General features: G+C 76.6%; 13 protein-coding genes and 1 pseudogene. 8 read left to right on the top strand and 6 right to left on the bottom strand.

Annotated features, from left to right (window positions below):
• Positions 1-147: 147 nt before the first annotated feature.
• The 5 genes from ACFV61_RS24020 (at position 148) to ACFV61_RS24000 (ending at position 2,752) form a co-directional block, all read left to right on the top strand.
• Positions 148-747, top strand: a complete 600-nt coding sequence (locus ACFV61_RS24020) for a GNAT family N-acetyltransferase (RefSeq protein ID WP_380493793.1) — start codon at positions 148-150, stop codon at positions 745-747.
• Positions 748-887: 140 nt separating this feature from the next.
• Complete coding sequence (locus tag ACFV61_RS24015) at positions 888-1,355, top strand: HAD family hydrolase (protein WP_380493791.1); 468 nt, start codon at positions 888-890, stop codon at positions 1,353-1,355.
• A 66-nt stretch (positions 1,356-1,421) separates the two neighbouring features.
• Positions 1,422-1,859, top strand: coding sequence for a hypothetical protein (locus ACFV61_RS24010; protein ID WP_380493789.1), 438 nt, complete (start codon positions 1,422-1,424; stop codon positions 1,857-1,859).
• The gene (locus ACFV61_RS24005; protein ID WP_380493787.1) at positions 1,859-2,164 is read left to right on the top strand and encodes a PRC-barrel domain containing protein; all 306 of its coding nucleotides are present in this window, start codon (positions 1,859-1,861) and stop codon (positions 2,162-2,164) included. Before ACFV61_RS24010 ends, ACFV61_RS24005 begins: the two co-directional genes overlap by 1 nt.
• A gap of 3 nt (positions 2,165-2,167) precedes the next feature.
• The gene (locus tag ACFV61_RS24000) at positions 2,168-2,752 is read left to right on the top strand and encodes a type 1 glutamine amidotransferase domain-containing protein (protein WP_380377041.1); all 585 of its coding nucleotides are present in this window, start codon (positions 2,168-2,170) and stop codon (positions 2,750-2,752) included.
• 75 nt (positions 2,753-2,827) lie between these two features.
• Here the strand turns inward: ACFV61_RS24000 and ACFV61_RS23995 are convergent, their stop codons facing one another.
• The 4 genes and pseudogenes from ACFV61_RS23995 to ACFV61_RS23980 form a co-directional block, all read right to left on the bottom strand.
• Positions 2,828-3,682: a DNA ligase gene (locus tag ACFV61_RS23995; RefSeq protein WP_380377090.1), complete on the bottom strand. Its 855-nt coding sequence runs from the start codon at positions 3,680-3,682 to the stop codon at positions 2,828-2,830.
• A 60-nt stretch (positions 3,683-3,742) separates the two neighbouring features.
• A pseudogene (gene ligD / locus ACFV61_RS23990) lies at positions 3,743-4,621 on the bottom strand (non-homologous end-joining DNA ligase); the annotation flags it as partial.
• A 105-nt stretch (positions 4,622-4,726) separates the two neighbouring features.
• Positions 4,727-5,158, bottom strand: coding sequence for a VOC family protein (locus ACFV61_RS23985; protein WP_363377462.1), 432 nt, complete (start codon positions 5,156-5,158; stop codon positions 4,727-4,729).
• 29 nt (positions 5,159-5,187) lie between these two features.
• Entirely contained in the window at positions 5,188-6,126 is a 939-nt protein-coding gene (locus tag ACFV61_RS23980) for a helix-turn-helix domain-containing protein (protein WP_380493785.1), read from the bottom strand.
• Positions 6,127-6,299: 173 nt separating this feature from the next.
• Between ACFV61_RS23980 and ACFV61_RS23975 the strand changes: the two genes are divergently transcribed.
• Positions 6,300-6,890: a pyridoxamine 5'-phosphate oxidase family protein gene (locus tag ACFV61_RS23975; RefSeq protein ID WP_380493783.1), complete on the top strand. Its 591-nt coding sequence runs from the start codon at positions 6,300-6,302 to the stop codon at positions 6,888-6,890.
• 24 nt (positions 6,891-6,914) lie between these two features.
• On the opposite strand, the gene ACFV61_RS23970 is transcribed toward ACFV61_RS23975, so the two are convergent.
• On the bottom strand, positions 6,915-7,271 hold the full coding sequence (locus ACFV61_RS23970; RefSeq protein ID WP_363377459.1) for a hypothetical protein: 357 nt from the start codon (positions 7,269-7,271) through the stop codon (positions 6,915-6,917).
• 288 nt (positions 7,272-7,559) lie between these two features.
• On the bottom strand, positions 7,560-7,955 hold the full coding sequence (locus ACFV61_RS23965; protein ID WP_063350615.1) for a transglycosylase family protein: 396 nt from the start codon (positions 7,953-7,955) through the stop codon (positions 7,560-7,562).
• Between the two features lie 474 nt (positions 7,956-8,429).
• On the opposite strand from ACFV61_RS23965, the gene ACFV61_RS23960 reads away from it, so the two are divergent.
• Positions 8,430-8,951, top strand: a complete 522-nt coding sequence (locus ACFV61_RS23960) for a universal stress protein (protein ID WP_363377458.1) — start codon at positions 8,430-8,432, stop codon at positions 8,949-8,951.
• Between the two features lie 55 nt (positions 8,952-9,006).
• The coding region (locus ACFV61_RS23955; protein WP_380493781.1) for an aminotransferase class I/II-fold pyridoxal phosphate-dependent enzyme at positions 9,007-9,860 on the top strand (854 nt) is incomplete at its 3' end.

Here is a 9,860-nt window from a genome sequence, read left to right as displayed (position 1 = left end):
GGTCCTCCCCCCCCCCCCCCCCGCCCGCCCCCGCCCGCCCCCGCCGCCCCCCGTCCCGCTCACCGGACGTCACCGGGCGGCGGGGGCGGATTCCCGGCCGGGGAAATTCGCTGGCGGGCACCGGAGCGGGCGGGATAGGAAGGCCGGATGAGCACCACCGATACCTCCGCCGAGCGGCGCGTCCTGCGGCCCGCCACCCTCGACCTGGGCGACTTCGCGCTGCGCCCCTGGGGCAGGGCCCTCGACCTGCCCGGCGGCACCGTCCCCGCCCTGATGGCGGCCGCGGCCGACCCGGAGATCGCCCGCTGGAACCCGCTGCGGATCGCCGACCCGGCCGGCGCCGAGGCCTACCTCGACCGCTGCGACACCGGCTGGGCCGAGGGGCGCGCGGCCGCCTTCGCGATCACCGACGCCCTCGACGGGACCCTCCACGGCAACGCCTTCCTGGGCTGGACCAACCAGTCGGACGGCATCGCCACGGTCGGCTACTGGCTGCTCCCCACCGCCCGCGGCCGGGGCATCGCCACCCGCGCCGCCACCGCCGTCACCCGCTGGGCCGTCGCCACCGCCGGCGCCCGCCGCATCGAGCTCTGGCACGGAGTCGGCAACGAGGCCTCCTGCCGCGTCGCCGTCCGCGGCGGCTTCCGCCACGAGGGCACCACCCGGGCCTCCTACCGCTACGGCGACGGCGACTACGTCGACGAACACCTCCACGCCCGCCTCGCCACCGACCCGGACGCCGGGTAGGCAGGCTCGCCGACCGGCCGCCGCGCGGGTCCTCCCGGTGCCGGTAAACCGGTGGGCCGCAGGCTGCGCGCACGGCGGGGGAGCGGCCTAACCTGGAAGGGCGCGTACGGTGCGTGGCCCGGGAAGGGAAACGGTCGGCCATGACGGTGATCTCGGCGGCTCTCTTCGGTACCGATTGGCGCCCTGCGCCGGCCGGTTCCGCCGAACTGCTGCGGGAGTGCGCCGCCCGGGGCTGGACGGTCGTGCTGACCGGGCCCGGGCCGGGCGGGGCACCGGCCCTGACCGTGACCGCCCCCGGGCGTGACCCGGTGCGGGCCGCGCTGGAACTGGTCGGCGGCACGCCGTCGCACGCCGTGGCGGTGGCCGGCAGCGTGCGCGAGGTGCTGGCGGCGCGGCGGGCCGGGGTGCCGTGCGTCGCCCTGGCTGCCGGTGCGGACGCCGGCCCCGAGCTGCGGGCGGCGGGCGCGGTCGAGGTCCACCGCGACGCCGACGCCCTGCTGTGCGTCCTGGACGACAGCCTGCTGGCCCGTCCCCGGGCCTTCGGCCCCGTGGGCGCCGCCGCCGGCGCCGCACCACACGCCGTAACCGGCGGCCCCCTGAGCGGTTAGCGCCTGCCCGTACCGGGCAACCGCCCGGGTGCGAGCACGTCACCGGAAGTGTCGGAGGTGACCGAGATGGACGGACCCGCGTTGAGCGGATGGGAGCGACGGCTCCTTGAGGAGATCGAGTCCGATCTGCGCCAGGACACGCGCCTCGACCGGAAGTTGAGCACGATGGGCGCCAAGCCGCCGAGCCGGGCCCGGCGCGTGTTGCGCGGCGTCGGGCGCCGCCTGTCCGCCGGGGTGGTGCTGACCGCTCTGGTGATGTCCGCGATCTGCCTCAGCATCGGCGTGCGGACCCCGACCACCGCGGTGCTGACCGCCCTCGGGGTGGTGTGGGCGGCCTCGGTGGCGGCGGCGATCGCCACCTCGGCGCTGCTGCGCCGCCGGGCCGCGGGCCGAGGCGAGGGCCGGGACCGGACTGCGGGCCGGGACCGGGGCGAACGCCGGGCCGCACCCCCCGACCGGGACGAGCGCCGCGAACGCCGCCCCTGGGACCAACCGGAGGCATGATGACCACCGACCTGTGGGAGTACCGTCCGGGCCCCCACCACGCCGCCGACCTGAGCCTGACCGGGTACGAGGTGCAGGCGACCGACGGCCCGCTCGGCCGGGTCGAACAGGACACCGGGGACCACCTGCTGATCGACGCCGGGCCCTGGGTGGCGGGCACCCGGCTGTCCGTCCCGGTCGGCCTGGTGTCGCGGATCGACCACCTCGAACTGACCGTCCACCTGGACTGCCCGCGCGCCCGGCTCAGCCCCACCCCGCCCGCCGTCGTCCATCTGGGTTCTGCCTGCGACCCGCACCGGCGCTGAGCCATGGGCTGGCCGTCCACCACGCTCACCGGCCGGACGATCGCCTTCCTGGTCGCGCCGTACGGGGCGGAGCAGGTCGAGCTGACCTCGCCGTGGCAGGCGGTGGCCGAGTCCGGCGGCACCCCGCGGTTGCTGTCCACCGGGCCCGGCCGCGTCCAGGCCGTCCGGCATCGAGCCCCGGGCGACACCTTCGCCGTCGACGTCCTCGTCGCCGAGGCGCGGCCGTCCGCCTTCGACGGCCTGGTCCTGCCCGGCGGCGTCGCGAGCCCCGACGCGCTGCGGCTGGACGAGGCCGCGGTGGTCTTCGTCCGCGCCTACTGCGCCTCCGGCCGCCCGGTCGCCGCGATCTGCCACGCCGCCTGGACCCTGATCGAGGCGGACGCCGTCCGCGGCCGCACCCTCACCTCCTGGCCGAGCCTGCGCACCGACCTGCGCAACGCCGGCGCCCACTGGGTGGACGAGGAGGTGCACGTCTGCCGCGCCGGCCCCGGCCCCCTCGTCACCAGCCGCCGACCCGCCGACCTGCCGGTCTTCAACGACACCCTGGTCACCGAGTTCGTCCACGCGGCGAAGCGCCGGAAGGGGTGAACCCGCGTCCCGCCCTGGGGAGTTCCGGGTCAGCCGAGGCCCGAGGCCCGAGGCCCGAGGTGCGCAGGGGGGCGGTCAGTCGCCGCGCAGCCGGACGAAGGCGGCGGCGGGCGGGCGGCCGGTGAGGGTCAGTTCGGCGCGCAGCGGGCCGGTGAGGGGGTGGACCGGGCCGTGCTCGGGGTCGGTGACGGGCGGGCCGGCGAGGGGAGCGGCGGCCTCGGCGACCTCGCGGGCCTGGACCGGGGTGAGCCGGGGGGTGCTGAGGAGCACCCGGCCGTCGTCGAGTTCGAGGACGAGGGCGTGCGGACGGGAGGCCGGACCGGTGAAGGCGCGGACGGTGGCGTCGAGGGTGTCGCTGCGGCGGTACTTGACCCAGGCGCGGCCGGCGCCGCGCGGGCGGTAGGGGGAGCCGGCGGCCTTGCAGACCAGGCCCTCGACGCCGGTGTCGGCGAGGCGGGTCATCCAGTCCAGCGCCTCCGCCCGGTCGGTGGTGGCCAGGACCGGCTGGATCGGCGGCGGGACGTCGGCCAGGGCGGCGAGCAGCAGCCGGCGGCGGTCGGTGAGCGGCAGCCGGCGCAGGTCGCGGCCCGGCAGGGCGAGCAGGTCGAAGGCGATCAGGCCGAGGACGACGTCCGGGGCGGCGGCCCGGGCCCGGCGGGTGCGCAGCAGTTCCCCGAAGGCGAACCGGCCGGCCCGCCAGGCGACGAGTTCGGCGTCCAGCACCAGCCCTTCGGGCAGCCGGGCGACGGCGGCGGCGATCGGCGGGAACTCGGGGGCGAGGTCGCGGCCGGTGCGGGACTGCAGGACGGGCGGGCGGGCGCCGCGGGCGAAGGCGACGCAGCGGAAGCCGTCCAGCTTCAGCTCGTACTGCACGCCCGCGCCGCCCAGGCCGTCGGCGGGCGGGACGGCGGTGACGGCGGCGGGGCGCATCACCTCGACGGGCGGGTGGAGCACCTGGCGGGTCTGCTCCTGCCGGGTCGCCGGGCCGGCCGGGAGCGGTCGGGCCCGCTCCGGGTCCAGCAGCGGGGCGAACAGGTCGCCGTGGGCGGCGAGGCGCTCCGGCACCTCGGCGAGGGTGAACACCAGGTCGTCCGCCGTGCCGGCGCGCTCCAGCTCGGCCCAGGACAGCGGGGTGGAGACCGTCGGCAGCGGCCGGGCCCGGAGGGTGTACGGCGCGGCGGTGGTCTTCCTGGCGTTGTTCTGCGACCAGTCGACCAGCACCCGGCCGGCCCGCCGGGCCTTCGCCATGGTGTGCACCACCAGCTCCGGGCGGTCGCCCTCCAGGGCGGCGGCGAGCGCCTTCGCGTACGCCGAGACCCGGGCGCTGGGGGTGGGCTCGATCGGGACCAGCAGGTGCAGGCCCTTGGAGCCGGAGGTCTTCACCCAGGCCGCCAGGCCGTCCGCCGCGAGCCGCTCGCGCAGCAGGACGGCGACGGTGCGGCAGGTGAGGACGGACGCGCCCGCGCCGGGGTCGAGGTCCAGGACGAGGCGGTCGGCGAGCCCGGGTGCGGCCGCGTGCCACTGCGGGACGTGCAGTTCCAGACAGCCCAGGTTGGCGGCCCAGAGCAGTGCGGCGCCGTCGTCGAGGACCACCTGGCGCAGGCCACCGCCGCTGCTCGGTACCTCGACGGTGCGCACCCAGCGCGGGGTGCCGGCCGGCGGGTTCTTGGCGATGAACACCTCGGCCTCCACGCCGTCCGGGCAGCGCAGGAAGGAGACCGGGCGGTCGCGCAGGTGGGGCAGCAGGGCACCGTGCACGGCGGCGTAGTAGCGCAGCACCTCGCCCTTGAGGGTGCCGGTGCGCGGGTAGTACACCTTGTCGAGGTGGGAGAGCGCGAGGGTGCGCCCGTCCACCGTGAGCTGCGGCATGGGTGCTCTCCGGAGCCTGGGCGGGCCTGTGCGTGGCCCCGCAGCCAGTCTGCCCGGACGGCGGCGGGGGCGCAGCCGGTCCACCGGCGTCGGCGGCGGGGGCGCTCAGCCCCGCGCGGGGGCGGCGGGCCGGGGCGCGCCCGGGTAGGTGCCGAAGTACCACTGGTTGCCCTCCGGGTCGGCGGCGGCGAAGTCGCGCGAGCCGTAGTCCGTCTCGGTGAGCGCGGTGGTGATCCGGGCCCCGGCGGCGACGGCGCGGTCGTGCACGGCGTCCGGGTCCGCGGTGACCACGTACGCGGTGAAACCGCCCGGCCGGCCCGGGCAGGGCGCGCCGCCCTCGGGCGTCTCCCGGTCGGAGCCGAGCATCACGCCGCCGCCCTCCGGCCAGGCCAGTTCGGCGTGGGCGACGAACCCGCCCTCACCGTAGGCGACGACCTCCTGGAAGCCGAAGGCGTCGACCAGGAAGCGGATCAGGGCCCGGGCGTCGGTGGCGCGCAGGCTGGGCCAGACCTGCGGGGCGGGGGCGGTGCCGTCCATGGCTGTCTCCTCCGGGGGGCTCGGGTTGCTTACGCCTCCCACTCTGCGGCCGCCGCAGCCGCCGCGCCTTGGACGTTTCGGAACTTCGCCTCCTCCGGCCCCTCCGCCGCCAGCCATACGCTCGGCGCCGCCCCGGCCAGGGCACGGAACTCCCGGGCCAGGTGCGCCTGGTCGAAGTACCCGCAGCGGACGGCCAGGTCGCCGAGCCGGGGCGGCGGCGAGGCGGCCAGCAGATGGCGGGCCCGGTCGAAGCGGATCACCCGGGCGGCGGCCTTCGGCGTCAGACCGGTCTCCCGGCGGAACCGCTCCTGGAGGTGCCGGGCGCTCCAGCCGGTCTCCCGGGCCAGCGCCGCCACCGGCAGGGCGCCGTTGCTGCGCCGCAGCGCCCGCCAGGCCCAGCCGACCTCCGGCGGCACCCGCCCGGACGGACGGGCGGTTCGCAGCAGCGTCCCGTCCAGCACGGCGAAGCGCTCGGACCAGGTGCGCGCGGACTGCAACTGCTCCTGGAGGCGCGGGCCGAGCCGCCCCAGCACCTCCTCCGCCGGGAGGTCGATCCCGGCCAACTCGCCGGCGGGCAGGCCGAACAGCGCCCGGGCGGCCAGCGGGTGCACGGCGATCTGCACGCCGGACTGCCGGCCGTCGTGGGTGATCAGCGCCGGGCCGGTGTGCAGGCCGCCGAGCAGCGTCGGGTAGCTGCCGGGCGGCTGCGCCGGGTCGGGGTGCCCGGCGATCACCAGCGGCTCGTCCAGGGTGAGGATGAACGTCAGGTACGGGGACGGCAGGCCGCGGTGCAGGGCGGGCGGGATGCCGCGCTGGCGGTATCCGGAGTACCAGGCCACGTACGGGCGCAGCGCGGGCGCGGGCCGGGCGCGGACGGCTTCGTCGATCAGGCCGGCGTCGGTGTCTGCGGCTGTGTCTGCGGCCTCGTCGGCTGCGGCTGCGGACGTCTCGGGGGCTTCCGTCGTCACGTTTCCAGTATCGGCGGCCGGTGGGGCGCGTGCCGCAGCGGAGCGGGCGTCCTGGACAAATGCGCACCGGGGCCGCCGAGTTCGGCCGTCCTGCGGGTGCCCCCGGTGGAGCGGCCGTCTCGTTCAGTGGATCATGCTTTCTTGCCAGGCGAGATGCGCGCACACTGATGGGCATGGGAAAGCAGTATGAGAGCATCAACGGCAGGCTGCGGGCGTTCATCGAACGGCAGCCGGTCTACTTCGTCGCGACCGCGCCCGTCTCGGCCGACGGGCACGTCAACGTCTCGCCCAAGGGCCGCTCCGGCACGCTCGTGGTGATCGACGAACTCACCCTCGCCTACCTGGACTTCGGCGGATCCACCGCCGAGACGATCGCCCACCTGCGGGAGAACGGCCGGATCACGCTGATGTGGTGCGCCTTCGACGGCCCGCCGACCGTGGTGCGGGTGCACGGCCGGGGCGAGCCGGTGTTCCGCGACGACCCGCGCTTCGCCGGGCTGTTGGGCCGCTTCGACCCGGCCGTCGACGGCTCGGGGCTGCGGGCGATCGTGCTGGTGCGGGCCGAACGGGTCAGCGACTCCTGCGGGTTCGCCGTCCCGCTGATGGACTACCGCGCCGACCGCGAGCTGCACGCGCAGTACTTCGGCCGCAAGGACGAGGAGGAGTTCAACACCTACTGCGAGGGCAAGCAGTACGTCGGCACCAGCATCGACGGCCTGCCTGCTCTCCCGCTGCCGCTCCCGCCCCGGCCGGGCACGCCGTAGGGCCTGGGGGCCGTCAGGCCTGCGCTACGGGCAGGGTTCCTCGACGCGCATCGCGGTCAGGCCGATCACCTGCCCGGTCAGCACCTCGCCGGCCGCCGGGCTCTGCCCGCACACCTGCCACTCCCACTGCACCACCACGACCCGCCCCCGCGGATCGGCGTCCCGCACGCTGACCGGGTACCAGAGGGGCAGCAGCGCCCGTGCCGCCAGGACGGTCTGGCCGCGCAGCTCGGGCATCGGCGGGTGGGGCGGGCTGGGTGCGGGGATCGCGTAGCCGGGCCGGTCGTCCGGCGGCAGCGTGCGGCCGGGATCGGTGTGCGGATCGCAGGCGGCCAGCCCGAGCGAGGCCACGAGCACGAGCAGGGTCCAGGTGCGGCGCATGATCCCCCCGGTGGAATTCGCCTACGGTCCCGGCGAGCCGACCGTACCTGCCGTGCGGCGCGCCGGATCGGTTCGTGACCGGCTCGCGGCCGGAACGTCGCCACCTCGGTACGCGCCGGGGCCCGGCCGGGGCCCCCGGGGAAGCCCGTGCACGAGCGGAACGGGCACCGTGCGGCGCTGCGCGGGCGTGTGGTCGGCCGCGGCGGGCGGGAACGCGACGACGCCGCCGCACCCGGGGAGGGTGCGGCGGCGTCGGGGGCCCTGGACAGGTGGGCCGAGGGGTGGGGACTACTTGCCCAGACCGGCCTTGACGGAGCAGATCGGCCAGGCGCCGGGGCCCTGGGCGGCGAGGACCTTCTCGCCGATGGCGATCTGCTGGTCCTTGGTGGCCTGGTGGGCCTGCGGGGCGTACGCGGTGCCGCCGAAGGCGGCCCAGGTGCTGGAGGTGAACTGCAGGCCGCCGAAGAAGCCGTTGCCGGAGTTGACGGCCCAGTTGCCGGTGGCCTCGCAGGAGGCGACCTTGTCCCAGACCGTGGCCGGCGCGGCGGAGGCGCTGGTGGCCGTGACGAGGCCGGCGACCGGCAGGGCGGTGATCGCCCCGGCCATCAGAGCCATCCGGACGCGGTTGCGGCGCTTCGGGGTGGCAGTGGTGGTGGCAGCGGCAGTCTCGTTACGGAAAGTCATGCGGGTCCTTTCGGAGGGGGCTGCGAGCGTGCGGAACCAGGCCCTCGGAAGGCCGTTGGTTTCGGGGGACACGTTGCTCGCCTGGTCCGGCACCGTTCCGGTTCCGGGGCGGTGAGGCCGACCGGAGCGGAGTGCTTGGTGCAACGAGTTCGAAGGTACGGGGGCGATTGAGGCGGTTTCAAGGATTTGGAGGTTTAGGCACGTCAGGGGGCTGTTACCGGTCGTAAGGATCAAGGAAATGACATGATTTGGCCCGATTTGCCACCATTTGCAAGATCAAACCACCCGGTGAAGTGGCCTGCGTCACGCCGCATGCCCTGTGAGCCCGCCCACATCGTCGACAGCGCGTGACGGCCCGCCAGCCCCCGGTGTCGAAATCGCCGCACCGTCCGGCGCCCCGGGTGGCCCGCGCCACAACCCTCACCGGGAGGGCCCCCTCCGCTCACGCACGGTGGCGGGCATAGCCTCGGGGCCATGAGCAACGAGAGCGATGCAGAGGACGTGGAGGCCGTCGGCGGCGCCGAGGAGCCCGGGGTGGCAGCGGCCCCCGCGGGCTTCGAACTGGGGACGGACGGGCCCAAGGTGATCCTGGCGGGGCTGGACGGCTCCGACTCCTCCTGGCGCGCCACCGCCTACGCCGCCGGGCTGGCCCGCCGGCAGGGCGCCACCCTCGCGGTCGCCTACGTCCAGCCGATCCTGGGTGCGGCCACCGCCCTGGCCGGGGCGGCGGTGGAGGAGACCACCCAGGAGATCGCGGACGAGCTGCTGTCCGCCCTGCGCGAGGCCGAGCACCACGTGAAGGAGGTGTGGCGGGTGGAATGGCGCTTCCTCACCATGCGCGGCGACCCCTATACGGGGCTGGCCAAGCTCGCGGACGAACTGCGCGCCGACGCCGTCGTGGTCGGCGCCTCCGAGCAGGCCGGGCACCGGGTGATCGGCTCGGTCGCCGTCCGCCTGGTGAAGGCGGGCCGCTGGCCGGTCACCGTGGTGCCGTAGCGCGGGCCGGGCCGCCCGGCAGGGGGCCGGGCGGCGGCGGGTAGGGTGCGTGACCATGACGGAAACGCCGGGCGCGCACCCCACCGGGCCCGCCCACCCGACCGGCAGCGACCTACACATCGACCTCCCCGCCGTCGGGGGCCGCCGTGCCGCGCTGATGGCGGCCCTGCGCGAGGCGATCCGCAGCGGCCGACTCGCCCCCGGCACCCGGCTGCCGCCGTACCGCGCGCTCGCCGCCGACCTCGGGCTGGCCCGCAACACCGCCGCCGAGGCGTACGCCGAACTCGTCGCGGAGGGCTGGCTGACCGCCCGTCAGGGCTCCGGCACCGCCGTCGCCGAGCGCGCCGAGCCCGTCCCGCCGAGCCCGTCCCCTCGACCCTCCCTGCGGCCGGGGCCCGTCCACGACCTGCGCCAGGGCCAGCCGGACGCCGCGTCCTTCCCGCGCACCGCCTGGCTGGCCGCCGCCCGCCGGGCGCTGACCGCGGCGCCCAACGAGGCCTTCGGGCCCGGCGATCCGCAGGGACGGCCCGAACTGCGCACCGCCCTCGCCGACTACCTGGCCCGCGTCCGCGGAGTGCGCACCGACCCGGGCCGGATCGTGGTCTGCTCGGGCTTCGCCCACGCGCTGCGGCTGCTGTTCGCCGGCGGGGCGCCCGCCCTGCCGCCCGAGGCGACCGGGCCGCTGGCCGTCGAGGCGTACGGGCTGGGGTTCCACCGCGGGCTGCTGGCCGCCGCCGGGGTCGCCACCGTGCCCCTTCCGGTCGACGAACACGGCGCCCGGCTCGGCGGGTTGGCGCACCGTCAGGACGTCCGGACGGCCCTGCTCACCCCCGCCCACCAGTTCCCGACCGGTCGAGGTCGCCGGGGAGCCGGACGGCGCCGAGGAAGCGGGCCTGCGCGGTGCTGGTC

This window comes from Kitasatospora sp. NPDC059817 (assembly GCF_042731835.1).
Lineage (GTDB): Bacteria > Actinomycetota > Actinomycetes > Streptomycetales > Streptomycetaceae > Kitasatospora.
This window is presented reverse-complemented; position numbering and strand designations above follow the sequence as displayed.

Bases quoted from the DNA above. Each gene is read 5' to 3' on its own strand.
- ACFV61_RS23995 (WP_380377090.1), bottom strand. From the start codon at position 3,682: ATGCGCCCCGCCGCCGTCACCGCCGTCCCGCCCGCCGACGGCCTGGGC.
- ACFV61_RS23970 (WP_363377459.1), bottom strand. From the start codon at position 7,271: ATGCGCCGCACCTGGACCCTGCTCGTGCTCGTGGCCTCGCTCGGGCTG.
- ACFV61_RS23960 (WP_363377458.1), top strand. From the start codon at position 8,430: ATGAGCAACGAGAGCGATGCAGAGGACGTGGAGGCCGTCGGCGGCGCC.
- ACFV61_RS23985 (WP_363377462.1), bottom strand. From the start codon at position 5,158: ATGGACGGCACCGCCCCCGCCCCGCAGGTCTGGCCCAGCCTGCGCGCC.
- ACFV61_RS24000 (WP_380377041.1), top strand. From the start codon at position 2,168: ATGGGCTGGCCGTCCACCACGCTCACCGGCCGGACGATCGCCTTCCTG.
- ACFV61_RS23965 (WP_063350615.1), bottom strand. From the start codon at position 7,955: ATGACTTTCCGTAACGAGACTGCCGCTGCCACCACCACTGCCACCCCG.
- ACFV61_RS23975 (WP_380493783.1), top strand. From the start codon at position 6,300: ATGGGAAAGCAGTATGAGAGCATCAACGGCAGGCTGCGGGCGTTCATC.
- ACFV61_RS24015 (WP_380493791.1), top strand. From the start codon at position 888: ATGACGGTGATCTCGGCGGCTCTCTTCGGTACCGATTGGCGCCCTGCG.
- ACFV61_RS24005 (WP_380493787.1), top strand. From the start codon at position 1,859: ATGACCACCGACCTGTGGGAGTACCGTCCGGGCCCCCACCACGCCGCC.
- ACFV61_RS24010 (WP_380493789.1), top strand. From the start codon at position 1,422: ATGGACGGACCCGCGTTGAGCGGATGGGAGCGACGGCTCCTTGAGGAG.
- ACFV61_RS24020 (WP_380493793.1), top strand. From the start codon at position 148: ATGAGCACCACCGATACCTCCGCCGAGCGGCGCGTCCTGCGGCCCGCC.